The organism is Paracoccus aminophilus JCM 7686, from assembly GCF_000444995.1.
Taxonomy (GTDB): domain Bacteria; phylum Pseudomonadota; class Alphaproteobacteria; order Rhodobacterales; family Rhodobacteraceae; genus Paracoccus; species Paracoccus aminophilus.
Genome location: NC_022041.1, coordinates 285,745 through 301,255 on the forward strand (window position 1 = coordinate 285,745; position 15,511 = coordinate 301,255).

21 protein-coding genes are annotated in these 15,511 nt (G+C 63.5%); 13 read left to right on the forward strand and 8 right to left on the reverse strand.

Annotated features, from left to right (window positions below; genetic code table 11):
* Positions 1-126 precede the first annotated feature (126 nt).
* The 5 genes from JCM7686_RS01410 to fliF form a co-directional block, all read right to left on the reverse strand.
* Positions 127-954 (reverse strand): aldo/keto reductase, encoded by an 828-nt coding sequence (locus JCM7686_RS01410; protein ID WP_020949082.1) that lies wholly within the window; start codon positions 952-954, stop codon positions 127-129.
* Between the two features lie 107 nt (positions 955-1,061).
* Positions 1,062-1,805, reverse strand: coding sequence for a flagellar type III secretion system pore protein FliP (gene fliP / locus JCM7686_RS01415; protein WP_020949083.1), 744 nt, complete (start codon positions 1,803-1,805; stop codon positions 1,062-1,064).
* Positions 1,802-2,059, reverse strand: a complete 258-nt coding sequence (locus tag JCM7686_RS01420; RefSeq protein WP_020949084.1) for a FliM/FliN family flagellar motor switch protein — start codon at positions 2,057-2,059, stop codon at positions 1,802-1,804. Before JCM7686_RS01420 ends, fliP begins: the two co-directional genes overlap by 4 nt.
* Positions 2,056-2,622 (reverse strand): FliH/SctL family protein, encoded by a 567-nt coding sequence (locus JCM7686_RS01425; RefSeq protein ID WP_020949085.1) that lies wholly within the window; start codon positions 2,620-2,622, stop codon positions 2,056-2,058. Before JCM7686_RS01425 ends, JCM7686_RS01420 begins: the two co-directional genes overlap by 4 nt.
* Positions 2,619-4,199: a flagellar basal-body MS-ring/collar protein FliF gene (gene fliF, locus JCM7686_RS01430; RefSeq protein ID WP_051201496.1), complete on the reverse strand. Its 1,581-nt coding sequence runs from the start codon at positions 4,197-4,199 to the stop codon at positions 2,619-2,621. Before fliF ends, JCM7686_RS01425 begins: the two co-directional genes overlap by 4 nt.
* Before the next feature lie 240 nt (positions 4,200-4,439).
* On the opposite strand from fliF, the gene JCM7686_RS01435 reads away from it, so the two are divergent.
* The 13 genes from JCM7686_RS01435 to JCM7686_RS01500 all read left to right on the forward strand — a co-directional run bounded on the left by JCM7686_RS01435 (position 4,440) and on the right by JCM7686_RS01500 (position 13,772).
* Positions 4,440-4,913, forward strand: a complete 474-nt coding sequence (locus JCM7686_RS01435; protein ID WP_020949087.1) for a flagellar basal body-associated FliL family protein — start codon at positions 4,440-4,442, stop codon at positions 4,911-4,913.
* Positions 4,910-5,260, forward strand: a complete 351-nt coding sequence (locus JCM7686_RS01440; protein ID WP_020949088.1) for a hypothetical protein — start codon at positions 4,910-4,912, stop codon at positions 5,258-5,260. The genes JCM7686_RS01435 and JCM7686_RS01440 overlap by 4 nt, the downstream gene beginning before the upstream one ends.
* Positions 5,253-5,792: a MotE family protein gene (locus JCM7686_RS01445; protein ID WP_020949089.1), complete on the forward strand. Its 540-nt coding sequence runs from the start codon at positions 5,253-5,255 to the stop codon at positions 5,790-5,792. The genes JCM7686_RS01440 and JCM7686_RS01445 overlap by 8 nt, the downstream gene beginning before the upstream one ends.
* A gap of 9 nt (positions 5,793-5,801) precedes the next feature.
* The gene (motA, locus tag JCM7686_RS01450; protein WP_020949090.1) at positions 5,802-6,668 is read left to right on the forward strand and encodes a flagellar motor stator protein MotA; all 867 of its coding nucleotides are present in this window, start codon (positions 5,802-5,804) and stop codon (positions 6,666-6,668) included.
* On the forward strand, positions 6,665-6,937 hold the full coding sequence (locus tag JCM7686_RS01455) for a hypothetical protein (protein WP_020949091.1): 273 nt from the start codon (positions 6,665-6,667) through the stop codon (positions 6,935-6,937). Before motA ends, JCM7686_RS01455 begins: the two co-directional genes overlap by 4 nt.
* Positions 6,934-9,018 (forward strand): flagellar biosynthesis protein FlhA, encoded by a 2,085-nt coding sequence (locus JCM7686_RS01460; protein ID WP_020949092.1) that lies wholly within the window; start codon positions 6,934-6,936, stop codon positions 9,016-9,018. The genes JCM7686_RS01455 and JCM7686_RS01460 overlap by 4 nt, the downstream gene beginning before the upstream one ends.
* 34 nt (positions 9,019-9,052) lie before the next feature.
* Positions 9,053-9,808 carry a flagellar biosynthetic protein FliR gene (locus JCM7686_RS01465; RefSeq protein WP_020949093.1) on the forward strand — a complete coding sequence of 252 codons (756 nt, stop codon included), beginning with the start codon at positions 9,053-9,055 and terminating at the stop codon, positions 9,806-9,808.
* Positions 9,805-10,959 (forward strand): flagellar type III secretion system protein FlhB, encoded by a 1,155-nt coding sequence (flhB, locus tag JCM7686_RS01470; RefSeq protein ID WP_020949094.1) that lies wholly within the window; start codon positions 9,805-9,807, stop codon positions 10,957-10,959. Before JCM7686_RS01465 ends, flhB begins: the two co-directional genes overlap by 4 nt.
* Entirely contained in the window at positions 10,956-11,345 is a 390-nt protein-coding gene (locus JCM7686_RS01475) for a hypothetical protein (protein WP_020949095.1), read from the forward strand. Before flhB ends, JCM7686_RS01475 begins: the two co-directional genes overlap by 4 nt.
* Before the next feature lie 510 nt (positions 11,346-11,855).
* Positions 11,856-12,515 carry a TetR/AcrR family transcriptional regulator gene (locus JCM7686_RS01485; protein WP_020949097.1) on the forward strand — a complete coding sequence of 220 codons (660 nt, stop codon included), beginning with the start codon at positions 11,856-11,858 and terminating at the stop codon, positions 12,513-12,515.
* 198 nt (positions 12,516-12,713) lie between these two features.
* Positions 12,714-13,043 (forward strand): hypothetical protein, encoded by a 330-nt coding sequence (locus JCM7686_RS01490; RefSeq protein WP_020949098.1) that lies wholly within the window; start codon positions 12,714-12,716, stop codon positions 13,041-13,043.
* 26 nt (positions 13,044-13,069) lie between these two features.
* Positions 13,070-13,348 carry an I78 family peptidase inhibitor gene (locus JCM7686_RS01495; RefSeq protein ID WP_020949099.1) on the forward strand — a complete coding sequence of 93 codons (279 nt, stop codon included), beginning with the start codon at positions 13,070-13,072 and terminating at the stop codon, positions 13,346-13,348.
* An 88-nt stretch (positions 13,349-13,436) separates the two neighbouring features.
* Positions 13,437-13,772: a DUF2794 domain-containing protein gene (locus tag JCM7686_RS01500; protein WP_020949100.1), complete on the forward strand. Its 336-nt coding sequence runs from the start codon at positions 13,437-13,439 to the stop codon at positions 13,770-13,772.
* Between the two features lie 10 nt (positions 13,773-13,782).
* Here the strand turns inward: JCM7686_RS01500 and JCM7686_RS01505 are convergent, their stop codons facing one another.
* From JCM7686_RS01505 to JCM7686_RS01515, 3 genes are read right to left on the reverse strand one after another with little or no spacing between them, the layout of a single operon-like run.
* The gene (locus JCM7686_RS01505) at positions 13,783-14,709 is read right to left on the reverse strand and encodes an AEC family transporter (RefSeq protein WP_020949101.1); all 927 of its coding nucleotides are present in this window, start codon (positions 14,707-14,709) and stop codon (positions 13,783-13,785) included.
* The gene (locus JCM7686_RS01510) at positions 14,709-14,978 is read right to left on the reverse strand and encodes a sulfurtransferase TusA family protein (protein WP_020949102.1); all 270 of its coding nucleotides are present in this window, start codon (positions 14,976-14,978) and stop codon (positions 14,709-14,711) included. Before JCM7686_RS01510 ends, JCM7686_RS01505 begins: the two co-directional genes overlap by 1 nt.
* On the reverse strand, positions 14,975-15,487 hold the full coding sequence (locus JCM7686_RS01515; protein WP_020949103.1) for a DUF2478 domain-containing protein: 513 nt from the start codon (positions 15,485-15,487) through the stop codon (positions 14,975-14,977). Before JCM7686_RS01515 ends, JCM7686_RS01510 begins: the two co-directional genes overlap by 4 nt.
* Positions 15,488-15,511 lie beyond the last annotated feature (24 nt).

Genomic DNA, 15,511 nt, shown 5'->3' on the forward strand with positions numbered 1-15,511 from the left:
CGTGAAAATGCACGGCATTAACGCGACCAGCGTGCCGCTGAAACGACTTGCCGCCCCGCCTTGGGGCCGGGCGGCTTTCGCAGTCCGCGACCGCTGAAACAAGAAGAGGGTCGCGGTTGCGGGGGCTTAGGTGGCGCCGAACTCGTCGGGATTGGGGCCAAAGCGATGCGCGCGATCCATCTGGTCGAGCTTGGTCATCTCGTCATTCGACAGATGAACCTTGAGCGCGCCGAAATTCTCGGCAAGCCGGGTTGCGCGCAGGGTTTTCGGGATCACCGAGAGGCCATGGCCCAGATGCCAGGCCAGAATAAGTTGCGCCGGCGTGACGCCATGAGCCTTGGCCATCTCGACGATGTCGGGGTCCGAGAGCAGAATGGACTGACCAAGCGGGCTCCAGCTTTGGGTGATGATGCCCAAAGCGTCATCCTTCGCGCGCATCGCCGTCTGAATGAGATGCGGATGCAGCTCGATCTGGTTCAGAACCGGCACGATCCCGGTCGCGTCGATCAACTGGTCCAGATGGGCGGCATGGAAATTGGCCACCCCGATCGAGCGGACACGGCCTGCGTCGCGCAGTTCGATCATCGCCTTCCAGCTTTCGACGGCCAGATTCTGGGCCGGGACCGGCCAATGGATCAGATAGAGATCGAGGTAATCGAGCCTCAGCGCGGCCATCGATTCATCGAAGGCGCGCAGGGTCTTGTCGCGTCCCTGATCCGCGTTCCAGAGTTTCGTGGTGATGAAAACCTCGTTACGCGGGATGTCCGAACCGGCCAGCCCTTCGCCGACGCCGCGCTCATTGCCATAGATCTTCGCGGTATCGATCAGGCGATATCCCGCCTCGAGCGCCGCGCGCACGAGGGCGGGCGTATCGCTGTCGGGCACTTGCCACACGCCCGCGCCGAGCTGGGGCATCCGGTGGCCATCATGAAATTTGAGATAGGGTTGGGTCATTCGCTGTCCTTCCGTTCCGCTCGCCGCAGATCTTCGGCCCGGTCTCAACGCGGCGCGGGCCGGAGCGTTCCGCAGTTCAGTTTCGCGGCTCTCATCCGTGGCGGCGGTTATTGATAACTTCGCACCAAGGCAGTGGCGATCATTTCCCAACCGTTCACCGTCACGAAAAACGCCAGTTTGAAGGGCAGCGCGACCACGGCGGGGGGCACCATCATCATCCCCATCGACATGAGCACGGCCGAGACGACAAGGTCGATGATCAGGAAGGGCAGCGCGATCAGAAAGCCGATTTCGAAGGCGCGTTGAATCTCGCTGATCATGAAGGCCGGGATCAGCGTGGCGAGATTTTCGGGGTCTGCGGCGCCGCCCGGCGCGATCTCGGCAAAGCTTGCGAGCGTTTCGGGATCGGTGCGCTTTTCCATGAAGCCGCGGAACGGAGGAATGCCGCGCTCGATGGCCTGATCGAGCGTGATTTCGCCATTGCGCAACGGCGCCCCGGCGACCTGCCAAGCTTCGGTCAGCACCGGATTCATCACGAACCATGTCAGGAAGATCGACAGGCTGACGATCAGCATGTTCGGGGGCGATTGCTGCAGCCCCAGCGACTGGCGCAGGATCGAAAGCACAGTCACGATAAAGGGAAAACAGGTGACGGTGATCGCGATCCCGGGCGCGAGCGACAGTGCGGTCAGCAAAAGCACCATGCTGATCGCATTGCGCCCAACGCCGCCGGTCATGGCCTCGAGGCCCGCGCCGGCCGGACCAAGCGCGTCTTGTGCGGTGGCAAGCCCGGGCCAAGCGCCGATGGCCAGCGCGGCGGCGAACCCGAGACCGAGGGAAAGCCGGTTCATCCGTTCTCTGCCGGGCCAAGGATGCGCACGCAGAGCCGGTCTTCGGCGCCCTCCATCGTGGTCAGCTCGCCGCGCGCGATGATCTTTTCGCCGATGCAGAGCTCGACGCCCTGCGTCATGTCCTGATCGAGCGCGACGACATCATCCGGCCTCAGCCGCGAGATTTCCGCGACGGTCAGCCGGGTCGCCCCGAGGCGCACGGTCAGCTCGACCTGAATGTGATCGGTCGCGATCAGTCCTGTAACTTCGCTCATTCCGGGTTCTCCTCGAGGAGATCATTGATCCGCGCGGCAATGCGCGCCATGACGATACGGGGGTCGAAGGCGATGACACCGCCGTCGACGGAAAGCTCGAGCCCGTCGAAACCGGCGTCTTCCTCGACCCGGATCTGCGCCGGGCCAATCTGGTCGACGCAGCTTTGGACGACGGCGGCGAGATCGGGATTGCAGCGGATCGTGCAACGCTTGTAGGGCGCATTCTCGACCAGCCGCGACAGCTCGGTCATCAGCATCTCTTGCAGCCGCTCCAGAACGCCCCGGGGACCGACCGCGCCAAGGATCGCGGCCAGAATCGGCGTCAGCGCGGCTAAGGCCGCCCGGCGTCCGTCCTGAGCCTCCTCGCGCGTGGCGTCGAGCTGCCGAGACAGCTGCGCGATCTCCAGCGTCAGCGTGGCGATTTCGCTGGATCGGCCCTGCTCGAACCCCTCGGCCAGACCGAGTTGATAGGCGCGGTCCAGCGCTTCGGGGTCGGGCGGAGCCTCGACGGGAGCGGGCTCTGGGCTTGAGAAACAGTCGAGGCGCAGGACATTCGGGGTCAAATCGCGTCCTCCGGCTTTTCAATCCAGCCCGAGAGAACCTTGAGGCTTTCCTCTTGCCGTGCCTTCATCAGTTCCTTCAGGCGCGACACCGGATCTTGCGGCGTGGCATCCATCGGCACGAAGTCGAATTCAGGAGTCGAAATCGAGATCGAGGCCATGTCGTCATTGTCGAAGCTCACCGTATCGAAGCTGTTCATCGGCATGGCGTCAGGCGGCGGCAGGCTGGTGTCGAGCGCCGGAGCTGGGGTTCCCGCCAGCTTGGCGCGCAGGATCGGACGGAACACGAGCAGGGCGAGCGCAAGAGCGAAAATGCCGACCAGCGCGATTTTCGCCAGCGTGTTCAGATCGAGCCCGGCCATCAGGCTGTTCGTGGCGGTGGTGCCTTCGTCGCCAAATCCCGCGAAGGGCAGCGATTTCACCGTGAGCTGATCGCCACGGTTTTCATCCAACCCGACCGCCGAACTCACCAGCTCGCGGATCGTCTCGAGCTCGGCATCGCTGCGTTGCGCCGGGGTGCCATCGGCTGCGGCTGGCGCTCCGGTCGTGCCATTTACCAAAACCGCGACCGAGAGGCGGCGGATATCGCCGGGCTGCTTGCGGATTTCGCGCGTCAGCTTGCTCACCTCGTAATTCGAGCGTTGGCGGGTCTCCGAGCGCGCGGATTTGTTCTGCTGGTTGCCAGAGTTCTGGCCTTCCGGCAGGTTCGAGGCCGCCGTCACCGCGCCAGAGCCGGAGTTCGTGTTCTGATCCGAAGATTCCTCGTTCTCCTGCGACAGCAGCGCGCGGCTGGCGGGATCGAATTTCTGCTCGCTCAGCAGCTCGGTTTCGGTGACGAGATCGAGATGCAGCTCTACGATCGCATTGCCCGGACCGACATGGGCCTCAAGGATGCGCTCGACGTTGCGCTTCATCTCGCTTTCGCGGTTTTCCGAGGCCATGTCGTCGGCTGAAGCAATGATCCCGCGCGCGCTGTCGATGACGGCGACCTGCTCGCTGGCCATGCCGGGCACGCCCGCCGAGATCAGATAGCGCAAGGCGCGGGCCTGAACCGGAGAGATCGGCGTGCCGGTCGTCGTGATCGTGACCGAGGCAGAGGGCGGCGCTTCGCGGCGATAGCCGCGCCCGCCCGGCACCGCGAGATGAACCCGCGCCGTCTTGACGTTGGGCAGAGCCAGAATGGTGCGGGCAAGCTCGCCCTCCTTGGCACGCCAGTAGGCCGCGTCAAACATCTGCGAGGTCGTGCCGAAGCCCGACATGCCGTCGAGCAGCTCATAGCCGCTGCCGCCGGTTTGCGGCAGGCCCTGACCGGCCAGCTGCATCCGCAGCTCATCGCGGCGCGTCTCTGCGACCCAGATCGAGTCGCCGCGGATCTCGTAGGGCACGCCCTCTTTCTCGATCGCGGAAATGATCACGCCGGATTGCTGTGGTTCGAGACCGGAATAAAGCAACGCCATCGAGGGGCGCGCCGCATACCAGGCGAAGGCGATCACGCCCAGGAATGTTGCGATAAACGCGCCGGCCATGATGGCTTTTTGCCTCATGCTTTGCCCGCGCAGGAAGTCTTGCAGTTTCAGCAAAACCGGTTCCTCTCGAATCGATGCCGTTCTTCTTTCGTCCGAGATTGCACAGAGGCGCTTAATTATTGGTTAGCTCTGATGATTTGGGCAGAGCCTGGCCGAACTCTTTCGCGGCGCCGCTATCCAGTCCTGGAAACGCACCGGATTTTCTTTGGCCTTCGCCCGGGCGCTTTCTCGGGCAGCCTTAAGCTTTGATTAGCGGGTCGCTGCTAATCCTGCTCCAGAAGATGGAGAATCAGGATGACTGACCTAGCCGATGTCGAAGGGGAAACCGGGAAGAAGGGCAGGGGCGGCCTATTGATGATCGCGCTGCCCGTGCTTCTGTTGGGAGCGGGGTTCGGGACGACCTATCTCGGGTTGTGGTCGCCACTGTCGCTTTTTGCCAAAAGCGAAGCCGAGCCCGCCGCTTTTGCGCCGACGGCTGTCTTTGTCGATTTGCCGACAATCGTGACCGCGCTGCCCGGAGGCCGCGGGCGCAGCGTCGTGCTCTCGGCCAAGATCGAAACCGATGCGGCCCATCAGGCGCAGGTGCAATATTTGCAGCCGCGCATTCTCGATGCGTTCAACACATTCCTTGCCGATATCGATCCCGCCGCTTTCGAGCGTCGCGGCATTCTCGACATCCTGCGCGCCGAACTGACGACGCGGCTCGGCTTCATTCTGGGCGACAAGGCCTTCTCTGACCTCCTCATCACGGAGTTCCGGATTCAATGACAATTTTTCAAATGCTCGAAGCCCTTTTGCTCGTGGGTTCCGCCGTTTTGGGTTTCTTCTGTTTCTCGCTCTCGCGCAAATTGCGGCGGCTCAACGATCTGGAAAACGGGATCGGCGGGGCGATTGCCGTGTTGATCAGCGAATGCACGCGACTCGAGCAGGCGATGGCCCATGCGCGCAGCGAGGCGACCCGCGCCTCGGCCGCTCTGGCCGCCGATATCGAACGCTCGAAACAAGAGCGTGCCTATTGGGTGCTGCAACAAAGCTTCACTCCCCCCGCCGAGGCTGGCCATGGGCCGCGCCTGCGTCGGCGGCGCGCCTCGGCGACGGAGGGGCTTGATGCGTAAACACGTCCTTTCGGCGCTCGGCTCGACGCTGTTTTTGCTCGCGGCGGCTCAGGCGGTCTTTCTCTTTGGCAGCCCGCGCTTCAGCGCCGTCGCCGCGCCGGTCGATCTGCTCAAGGGCTGCGCCGATGTCCCCGAGGCGGTCGCGCTGGCCCAGACCCTGCAAGAGCGCGCACTGCGGATCGAGCGCTATCTCCAGGATATGCAGGCGCAAAAGGCCGAGATCGCCACGGCGCGCGAGGCTTTGACCGCCAAGCTGGTCGAGCTGCGTCAGCAAAAACAAAAGGGCGGCGAGCAGAAGACGGCGAATGTGCAAACCGTCACCGATGAAATCGACAAGATGGTCGCGCTTTACGACCAGATGAAACCTGATCTGGCCGCGGGGGTGATCTCGAATATGCCGCCCGAAGTCGCGGCCGAGCTTTTGATGCGGGTGCGTCCCGAAAACGGAGCGCGGATTCTGGCCGGGATTGACCCGAAACAGGCCGCTCTTTTGACCTCTTACATGGGCGCGAGCAGCGCTGCCAGAAAGTGAGCTACGGCGATGATGGGATTTATCGGCATCGCGCTCACCTTTGTCATGGTCTTTGGGGGCTATGTTCTGGCGGGCGGCAAGATGGGGGTCATCCTCCATTCACTGCCCTTCGAATTGATGATGATCGGGGGCGCGGCGGCAGGGTCCTATGCGCTCTCGAATGACAGCTCGACGATTAAACACACGATCTCGGACATTATGCGCGCCTTCAAAGGGCCGAAATGGAGCGAGGCCGATTATCAGGACATGCTCTGTCTGCTCTTTCAGCTGCTGCGCATGGCGCGCAACAGCCCGGTCGAGCTGGAGGAGCATATCGAGAATCCCGAGGCTTCGGTGATTTTCCAAGCCTATCCGAAGCTGCTTGGCGATCACGAGGCGATCGAGCTCATCACCGACACCCTGCGCTCGGCCAGTCTGAACTATGACGACCCATATCAGGTCGAGGATATGCTGGCGCGCCGGATCGGGTTGATGAAAGACGAAACGCTGCATGTCTCCCATGCGCTGCAGAATATGGCCGATGCCTTGCCGGCGCTGGGAATCGTCGCGGCGGTGCTGGGGGTCGTGAAGACCATGGCCTCGATCGACCAGCCGCCCGAGGTTCTGGGCAAAATGATCGGGGGCGCGCTGGTTGGCACCTTTCTTGGGGTCTTTCTGGCTTACGGACTTGTGGCACCGTTGGCGCAGCGCCTGACCGCGGTGGTCAAGCAGGACCAGTCGTTTCTTGATGTGATCAAGGCCGCGCTGATCGCGGGGCTGCACCAACATGCGACCAATCTTTGCGTCGAAGTGGGGCGGCAAGCAGCCCCGAGCCATGTTCGGCCAAGCTTTGTCAGCGTCGAAACCGCGCTGCGCGAGATCAAGAGAACGCCATGATCGCCGCGCTGCTGCTTCCCGTTTTTCTGCTGGCGGACGCGCCTTTGGGCGATGCGGGGCCACGTGAGGCCCTGATTGCCGAGGCGCTTGAGGCCCTGCTGGACGGTCGGTCTCTGCCCGCGGACACCGATGAGCAGCTTCGCGCGCTGTCCCCTGCTGATCGGCTTGAGGTCCTTGTTTTCCTGCGCCGCTCTGGTCTGCTGATCGGCCCGACCTGGCCTGTCGAGCGCCTGCTTGCGCCCGGTTCTTCGGAAGGGAGCGGCGAATGAGCGCTTTGTCTCGGTTCCTGCCGCAAGGCGCGGCGATGCGTCCGCTCGCGATCACCGGCGCCTTGGTGCTGATCGTCATGTCGATGGTCGTGCCGATGCCTGCATCGGTGCTCGACGCGGGCTTTGCGCTGTCGATCGCGACGGCCATGCTCATTCTGGTCATGGCCTCTCTGGTCGAGCGCCCGACCGATTTCCAGGCCTTTCCGGTGCTTTTGCTGATCTCGCTGGTGATCCGGCTGTCGCTGACCGTGTCATCCACCCGGCTGATCCTGACCGAGGGCGACAAGGGCAAGGAGGCCGCGGGCCATGTCATCAGCGGCTTCGCGCAATTCGTTGCGGGCGGATCACTGCTGATCGGGTTGACGGTCTTTGCCGTGATCTCGGTGGTGAATTTCATGGTCATCACCAAGGGCTCGGGCCGGATGGCCGAAGTCTCTGCGCGCTTTGCTCTCGATTCGCTGCCGGGCAAACAGCTCGCGATTGACGGCGACCTGAACTCTGGCGCGATTGATCACGAGGACGCCAAGCGCCGCCGCGTGCAGGAACAGCGTGAGATCAGCTTTTACGGCTCTCTGGACGGCGCCTCGAAATTCGTCAAAGGCGATGCGATTGCCGGTCTGGTGATCACCGTCATCAACCTGGTGGTCGGTTTGGCAGCCGGGATTATCGTCCACGGAATGCCTGCCTCTGAAGCGCTTTCCACCTATTCGCATCTGACCATCGGCGACGGGCTCGTGGCCCAGATCCCCGCGCTCATCACCTCGATGGCGGCGGCGCTTTTGCTGTCGCGCGGCGGCGCGACCGAGACGACGGCGGATCTTCTCTCGCGGCAGTTTGGGCGCAACTGGCAGGCCCCCGCCGTCGTCAGCTGCGGCCTTGCGATGATGTCGATCATCCCGGGAATGCCGACCCTGATCTTCCTGATCTTCGCAGGCATTCTCGGCACCAGCGCCTATTTCGGCTATCGGCGCTCGACGGTTGCTCCGCCCGAGGAGACCCCACTTCCCGAGCCCGTCCTGCGCGAGCCGGAAAGCAGCATGGGTGATCTCCTCGATACCGATGATATCAACGTCGAGATCAGCCCCTCTCTGGTGACGATCGCCCTCGACGAAGGGCGTGGTCTCGGCGTGCGCATCAACAATCTGCGGATGCATATCGCGCGCAGCTTTGGCCTGATCCTGCCCGATGTGCGCATCACCGACAGCAAGGCCTTCATGGGCGGAGATTATCTCATCCGCATTCAGGGCGTCGTGCGGGGACGCGGGTCGCTCGAACGTGACGGCGTGCTGGCTTTGGGCAGCACCGAAGTGCTCGACACGCTGCCGGGCGAGACGATTCAGGAGCCGGTCTATGGCACGACCGCGAAATGGATCGACCCCGAGCTGCAAGAGGATGCTTCGATCGCCGGGGCGACCGTGGTGACGCCGATGGAGGTGCTCTCGACCCATCTGCTTGAGGTCGTGCGTGCCAATCTGCCGGCCCTTCTGACCATGTCGGGCCTTCAGCGGCTGTTGCAAGAGCTGCGCCAGGTCTCGGACGAACACCGCGCCCAGCTCAACCAGCGCTTTTTTGACAGCATGATCCCCGACAAGGTCGCGCCCGAATTGCTGCTTTCGATCCTGCGGATGCTTCTGGGTGAGCGGCTGTCGATCCGCAACCTCAACCTGATCGTCGATGCGATCTATGAATCGCGCAGCGCCGAGGCTCCGGCAGCCATTTATGAGCTGGTGCGTCGCCGCCTGCGCGGCCAGATCACCGAGCAATTCACGACCGAGGACGGACGGCTCGAGATCTTGCAGCTGCATCCGCAATGGGAGGCCGAGTTCGCCCGTGCCGAGACCGATCAAAGCCGACAAAGCCAGCTGCCGATCCTGCAGATCCAGCGCCGCCTTGCCGAAGCGGTCCGGACCACCGTCTCGACGGTCGAGACCCGCGCGCCCGCGGTCCTCGCGGTTGCCGATCACCGGCGCAGGCTGATCCGCTCGCTGCTCGATACCTCCGATCTGGGGCTTTCGGTGCTGGGCCTCGACGAGATCGATCCGGCCGTGCGCGTCGAGGTCGTGGGCGTGGTCGCGGCATGACGGGCGCGGAGATCAAGGACCGGATGGGGACGGCATGATCCCAGCCGTCACGCCAGAGATCGAGCTGTGGTTTATCGGCGCCCTGCTGGTCTATTGCCGGATTCAGGCCTGCCTGATGGCAATGCCCGCTTTCTCGGAAAAGCTGCTGCCCGCGCGCATCAAGATCGCGCTGGCGCTGGCGCTGACCCCGGCTTTCGCGAGGCTCGGCGTCGGTGCGGTCGCCCCCGAGGATCTGATGATGCTGGCCGTGGCCGCCGGGGCCGAGATGGTGACCGGGCTGGTCCTCGGGCTTTTGGTGCGGCTGATGGCGCTGGCGCTGGATGTTGCCTCATCGGTGATCGCGACCACCTCGTCTTTGTCGCAGCTGGTCGGGGTCACGAATGAATTCGCGCCCCATCCGATTGGCAACCTCCTTCACTTGGCTGGGCTCGCCGTCCTGATGGCACTCGGCTTTCCGCTGCTTGTCTGCGACCTGATCGGGCAAAGCTTCACGCTGCGTCCCGTCGGCGGCATGGTCGAGATCCAGGCGATCTTGACGACCGTTGTCACGCTCACCGCTGACAGCTTCACGCTGGCCCTCTTGCTGGCGGCGCCCTTCATTCTGGGCGGGTTTCTCTTTCAGGCGCTGTCGGGCGTGGTGAGCAAGGTCATGCCCGCGCTGCCGGTGGTCTTCATCGGCGCGCCCGCCGCCATTCTGATGGCGCTCATCGGGCTCATGCTGCTAGCCCCGGCGATCGTGGCCGTCTGGTCGGATCGGATCATGAGCTTTCTCGTGCCGGTGCTGCGATGAGCGAGAGCAGCGACGAAGAAAAGACCTTCGACCCGACCGAGCAGAAGCTTCGCCGCGCGCGCGAGGAAGGCGATGTCCCGCGCTCGATGGAGCTCAATTCGGCGCTGCTCTATCTCGGATTATGGGCTGCGGTCGGGGTGATCGGCGCGGTGGCTGTGCCCTCTTGGACGCGAATGGCGGCGCGGGCGCTTGGTGATGAGCCTTGGCCTGCGGCGGGTCCGCGTCGCATCTTCGATCTCGGTTGGGCGATGGGCGGGCAGGCGGCGCTGGCTGTCAGCGGCGCGATTGGAATGATCGGCGTGCTGATCTTGCTTGGGATTTTGGCCCAGCAGGCCTTTACCTTCACGCCAAAAAAGCTCGTGCCCGATCTCAAACGGATCAACCCGCTCAAGAACGCCAAGCAGAAATTCGGCAAGACCGGGCTCGTGACCTTCGCGATCTCGCTTGGCAAGGTCTCCCTGGTCTGCATCGGGGGCGCGCTGCTCTATCGCTCGCTGCTGGGCTATCTGCTCACGGCGGATTTCACCCAGGACCGGCAATGGCTGCTCGGGCTCGGCACGATTTTGCGGCAGGTGATCTTGCTGGCGCTGGCGGTGTCGCTGCTTTTCGCCGGGGTCGATCTTCTGTGGAAGTTTCTCGAGCATCGGCGGCGCAACCGGATGTCGCGCAAGGAGATGCTGGACGAGCACAAGGAAAGCGAGGGCGATCCGCATTTCAAGGCGGCGCGAAGGCAGAAGGGGGTCGATATCGTCCTGAGCCAGATGCTCGCGGATGTCGAAAAGGCCGATGTCGTGATCGTCAACCCGACCCATTACGCGGTGGCCTTGGAATGGAAACGGGGCAGCGGCAAGGCGCCGGTCTGTCTGGCCAAAGGCGTGGACGATCTGGCCCGCCGCATCCGAGAGCGCGCGCGCGACCATGACGTGCCGATCTTCTCGGATCCGCCCGCCGCGCGCGCGCTTTATGCGACCGTCGAGATCGGCGAAGAGATCCGGCAAGATCATTTCGCGCCGGTCGCCGCCGCCATCCGTTTCGCGGAAATCATGCGGCGCAAGGCCCGTGCCGGATGGGGCGGCGGGCTTCGCTTGTCTGAAAGCCGCGGGACTTCTGGCCCGGGCGCGGGTTCTGGGCGCAAGGGGCGTCGGCGATGAGGCTAGATCAGCGCGCGCTCGCGCGGCTTGAACGTCTGGCGCGACTGCGCTCGGATATCGAGATGCGCCGGTTTTCGGCCTTCCGCACCTCTGTCGAGGCGGCGCGCGGTCGGATTTCGGCACGCGAAGAGGAGCTCGGCGCCCTGTTTCGCAGCGACGCTCCCTTTTCGCTGGCCGAAGCCCGGCTCACGAATGCCATGACGATTGACCATCTGCGCGAAATTCGCCGCGAAGAAGAGGAGCTGCGCCGGATCTTGCCTCGCTATGAGACCGCGCGGCAGGCGGCCTTGCGTGCGTTCGGTCGGGCCGAGGTCATGGGCAAGATCCGGCAGGATTTGGTTACCGACGAACGGGCGCGGAAAAATGACACCGATTCCTCGCTGTAATCTGGCGCTTTTGCCGGTTGTCCGCCCCGGTGTTCGAGGCGGGCAGGGCCGCGCAAGCAGCGCCTTCCGTCATGCAAATGCAACAGTTTGAGCGCGGCATTTCATCCATCGCGGTGCCGAATCGGCGCGGCTCGGGGCCGGGAGAGGCGTTGGGCCGCGACACCGGGGCGCGAGGCTTCGATAAACTGCTCGCTGTGTCGTTGTGCGCTTTGGCCCGAGATCGCGCGCATGAGCAGATTAGCGCCCATGCTTGTGACCCTGCCGCAGGGTGGTTCCGGGTCTCGACGAAAAATGACGCTGCGGAAATTCGGGACATGGTTGAGAAGTGGATTTGTTTTATAAGGACAATTTGTCTAGAGCAATTCCGCGCACATCCGGGAGCTGATCAGACCGTTTAAGGCGCCAAAAAACAGAACCGTTCAACTCGCCGGGCCGCGCCTGTTATGCACAATTTGTATTAACGTAGAGTGGGTGTGTTTAGAGTTATGGTCGAAAGAGAGGTTGTTCTCGATGCCAAAGGTTTTGCCCGTCACACGTGGGCGCAAATTCACGCAGGTGCTGGAAGGTGCCAGAAGCGTATTCCTGCGTGACGGCTTCGAGGGCGCAAGTGTCGATGATATTGCCCGCGAGGCTGGCGTGTCCAAGGCGACACTCTACAGCTATTTTCCCGATAAGCGCCTGATGTTCATCGAGGTCTTTCGCGCCGAACTGGCGCGCGATTCCACCGATATCAGCGCTTTGATCGAGGTTGATCTGCGCATCGAACAGGTTTTGCCCTTCATCGTGCAGATGATTTCAGCCCATTTGATTTCCGATCTGGGGGTGCGGGTGTTTCGGGTCAGCGTCGGCGAGGCCGAACGTTTTCCCGCACTCGCCCGTGAATATTACGAGGGCGGTCCGGCGCGGCTGCGCGATCAGCTGATCCAGTATTTCCAACGCTGCGTCGAGCGCGGCGAATTGGCGATTGCCGATTTTGAGTTGGCAGCCGAGCAGTTGATCGAATTGGCGAGCGTTTCCGTCCATCACCGCGCGCTCTTTCTGGGCTCTGAGACGGTGGACAAGGACAGCTTGCGCCGGGTCAATCGCGGGGCGGTTCAGATGTTTTTGTCCTGCTACGGTGTCGTGGATCCTGAAAACGCGACTCCGGCAGGGAGGCTGCGTGTGACCTGAGCCTTTGGCCTGGGGCAATGCGGCCGCCTCTGTCATCCCGCAGCGGCTGCTGCGCGTCCGGTTGAGTCTCTGGCGACACAATCGGCAAAATCCGGCTGGACGGCCGTCATTCCGGGTTCTCAAAACCGGTCTAGGCTCCTATAAGTGCTGCGGTTTTACGACATCCCGCCCTCACCTCCCGATCTGGATTAGCGAAGAATGAACAAAGTTCTGATTGCACTCTTGGCGATTTCGCCGCTCGCAGCCTGCGCCCCGGCCCCGGCGCCCGAACCGATCGCTGTTCAGCCGGCCCCGATTGCGCAGGTTGCCGGGATCAGCGGCCTTGAATCGCGTGAGCCCGATGCCTGCCACGCCAAGACCTACACCTCGTCGCTGGGTCAGCCCGGCTCGATCATCCCGAGCCTTGGCGTGACGCGTCAGTTCCGCGTCGTCGAATATCGCGGGATCGAGCCGCAGGAATACAATCCCTTGCGCATCGTTTTCCGTCTCGACCAAGCTGGAAACATCTATAACATCGACTGCGGCTGATCCTGTAACCGCGTTGGAGTTCGTCCATGCTGCGTCTGATGTGTATTGCCCCGCTTCTGCTGCTTGCCGCCTGCGTCAAGCCAGAGCCTGAATCCATCCTGCTCGATCCGGGCACCGATGCCTGTCACGCCGCACAATACCAGTCGCTGATCGGCCAGAAGGCCGGCGTGCTAGGCAAGACGGCTTTGCCTGCAGGCACCCGGATCCTGAAGCCGAATATGGCGGTGACGGCTGATTACCGCGCTGACCGTCTGAACGTCGAGATTGGTCGGAACGGCACGGTCACCAAGGTGAGCTGCTTCTAAGCGCCATCTGACGCGAGTTTGAGTGAGGGCGGCCATAGGGCCGCCCTTTTCAGTTGAAAGCGCGGCGCGCTGCTGTCACCATCCTGTCATGCTTGACCCGCAGCCCCCCGGCCAGCCCGATTTCGACCGCGTGGTCTTTGACCGCCATGAGCTTGGCGTGATCCTGTCGGTCTACGGGCGCATGGTCGCGGCCGGAGAGTGGCGCGATTACGGCATGTCCTTCCTGCGCGACGTTGCGATCTTTTCGGTCTTCCGGCGTGCGACCGAACATCCGCTTTACCGCATCGAAAAGCGCCCCAAGCTGCGCGCGGCCCAAGGGCTTTATGCGGTGATCGGGATGGACGGGCGGATCCTCAAGCGCGGCCATGATCTGCGCGCGACGCTGCGGGTGCTGGAGCGCAAGCTGATCCGCTCGGTCGAATAGGCTTTCATCCTCAACCGGTGATCCAATGGATGACCAGCGGGATCGTCACGATGCTGGCGGCGGTCGAGATCAGGATTGCGGTCGAGACCCGCTGCACCGCCACGCCGAAATATTGCGCGAGAATATAGACATTCCCGGCCACCGGCAAAGCGGCGGCGGCGATCATCACGCCAGCTGCGAAGGGCTCGACCGCGAAGACCCCAAGCGCGGCGAGGCCGACCGCCAGCGGGTGCAAGACCAGCTTCTCGACACTCAGCCAGATCGCCGGGCCAAGGCGCTCGGCTGACTTTCCGGCAAGGCTCGCGCCGATGGCAAAGAGCGCGCCCGGCGTTGCCGCCGCGCCAAGAAGCGTCAGGAACTCGTCAAGCGGTTGCCACATGCCGAGGCCGAGCCCCGACCAGATCAGCCCCGCGACCATGGAGACGATCATCGGATTGCTGACCAGCCCGCGCGCAAGCTGGGGCAGCACCGCCAAGGACAGCCGCCCGCTGCGCGCACCGGTCACGATCAGCGTCACCAGCGTCGAGAAGACGATCATGTCGATGATCAGGATCATCAGGACCGGGCCAATCGCGCGCTCGCCCAAGATGACGACCAGCATCGGCACGCCGAGAAAGCCGGTGTTGCCGGTCATGCCGGTATGGGCCTCCATCGCGCAATCCGCGAGCGGCAGGCCGCGCGCCCGGGCCACCGCAAAGCCAAGTGCCCAGACGACGAGCGAGCCGGTCAGATAGGCGAGTGCGAAGTGCAGGTCGAAGAGCTCGGACAGGTGCAAGGTTCCGGCAAAGCGGAAGAGCATGGCCGAGAGCGCGAAGAAAAAGACGAATTTCGTGAGCCAAGCGGTCGCTTCGGGCGGGAAGATGCGGAAGCGTCCGGCGCCCCAGCCAAGCCCGATCAGGGCAAAGAAGGGCAGGGTCTTCAGGAAGATGTCGAGCATCAGCCGATCTCGCCGCTTCCTTTGACGGCGCGCTCGGCGGCGGCGGGGCCGCGGGCAACGGTATAGGCGGTGGCGCCGTTCCCCTGTGGCTCGGTCGCGATCAGGCTGTGACCGGCCTCACGGCAGAAATGCGGCACGTCGATCACCGCCGCCGGATCGGTCGCAATCAGCCGCACCAGCGCGCCTTGCGGCAGCGCCAGCAGGCGTTTGCGCAGCTTCAGAACCGGCAGCGGGCACAACAGGCCCCGTGCGTCGATGTCGAGGGTCATTGCGCGGCGACACGCACCGCGCCGAGGCACCAGTCGCGGGCTGCTTCATGTGAAACAGCCTCGGCGAAATCGCCTGCGAATTCGGAAAAGGCGTCCTCGTAGCCCTCGGGGACATAGGTCAGGACCGGCACGCCGCGTTCGAGCGCCGCGGCGATGACCTCGCGAAAGCCGCGCCCGAAGGCTTCCTGTTTCGCGAATTTGTTGAGAATGACCAGTTCGGCGCCTTGATCGAGCACGCGCTGGACCCGCGCCACCGCGGTTTCAAGCGCGCCCGCATCAAGCCGGCAACCCTCCGATCCCGAGCCGAGCGATTGCGAGATGCGGACAGGCGGGCCGTCGTCGCCCAAAACCTCAAGGTCCATGTCGCAGGCGCAATCCGGGCCGAGGTCGATGTTGATCTGGACCGCGCCCGCGACGCGCAGCCCCTCGGCGCAGAGCCCCTGAGCAAGCCCAGTCAGCAGCAGATCAGCCTCACCCGGCGTTCCGCTCATCGAAATATAGCCCAGCATTGTCGCACTCCGCCCTTGGTTGCG

Bases quoted from the DNA above. Each gene is read 5' to 3' on its own strand.
- JCM7686_RS01410 (WP_020949082.1), bottom strand. From the start codon at position 954: ATGACCCAACCCTATCTCAAATTTCATGATGGCCACCGGATGCCCCAG.
- fliP (WP_020949083.1), bottom strand. From the start codon at position 1,805: ATGAACCGGCTTTCCCTCGGTCTCGGGTTCGCCGCCGCGCTGGCCATC.
- JCM7686_RS01420 (WP_020949084.1), bottom strand. From the start codon at position 2,059: ATGAGCGAAGTTACAGGACTGATCGCGACCGATCACATTCAGGTCGAG.
- JCM7686_RS01435 (WP_020949087.1), top strand. From the start codon at position 4,440: ATGACTGACCTAGCCGATGTCGAAGGGGAAACCGGGAAGAAGGGCAGG.
- JCM7686_RS01440 (WP_020949088.1), top strand. From the start codon at position 4,910: ATGACAATTTTTCAAATGCTCGAAGCCCTTTTGCTCGTGGGTTCCGCC.
- JCM7686_RS01445 (WP_020949089.1), top strand. From the start codon at position 5,253: ATGCGTAAACACGTCCTTTCGGCGCTCGGCTCGACGCTGTTTTTGCTC.
- motA (WP_020949090.1), top strand. From the start codon at position 5,802: ATGATGGGATTTATCGGCATCGCGCTCACCTTTGTCATGGTCTTTGGG.
- JCM7686_RS01455 (WP_020949091.1), top strand. From the start codon at position 6,665: ATGATCGCCGCGCTGCTGCTTCCCGTTTTTCTGCTGGCGGACGCGCCT.
- JCM7686_RS01460 (WP_020949092.1), top strand. From the start codon at position 6,934: ATGAGCGCTTTGTCTCGGTTCCTGCCGCAAGGCGCGGCGATGCGTCCG.
- JCM7686_RS01465 (WP_020949093.1), top strand. From the start codon at position 9,053: ATGATCCCAGCCGTCACGCCAGAGATCGAGCTGTGGTTTATCGGCGCC.
- flhB (WP_020949094.1), top strand. From the start codon at position 9,805: ATGAGCGAGAGCAGCGACGAAGAAAAGACCTTCGACCCGACCGAGCAG.
- JCM7686_RS01475 (WP_020949095.1), top strand. From the start codon at position 10,956: ATGAGGCTAGATCAGCGCGCGCTCGCGCGGCTTGAACGTCTGGCGCGA.
- JCM7686_RS01485 (WP_020949097.1), top strand. From the start codon at position 11,856: ATGCCAAAGGTTTTGCCCGTCACACGTGGGCGCAAATTCACGCAGGTG.
- JCM7686_RS01490 (WP_020949098.1), top strand. From the start codon at position 12,714: ATGAACAAAGTTCTGATTGCACTCTTGGCGATTTCGCCGCTCGCAGCC.
- JCM7686_RS01495 (WP_020949099.1), top strand. From the start codon at position 13,070: ATGCTGCGTCTGATGTGTATTGCCCCGCTTCTGCTGCTTGCCGCCTGC.
- JCM7686_RS01500 (WP_020949100.1), top strand. From the start codon at position 13,437: ATGCTTGACCCGCAGCCCCCCGGCCAGCCCGATTTCGACCGCGTGGTC.
- JCM7686_RS01505 (WP_020949101.1), bottom strand. From the start codon at position 14,709: ATGCTCGACATCTTCCTGAAGACCCTGCCCTTCTTTGCCCTGATCGGG.
- JCM7686_RS01510 (WP_020949102.1), bottom strand. From the start codon at position 14,978: ATGACCCTCGACATCGACGCACGGGGCCTGTTGTGCCCGCTGCCGGTT.
- JCM7686_RS01515 (WP_020949103.1), bottom strand. From the start codon at position 15,487: ATGCTGGGCTATATTTCGATGAGCGGAACGCCGGGTGAGGCTGATCTG.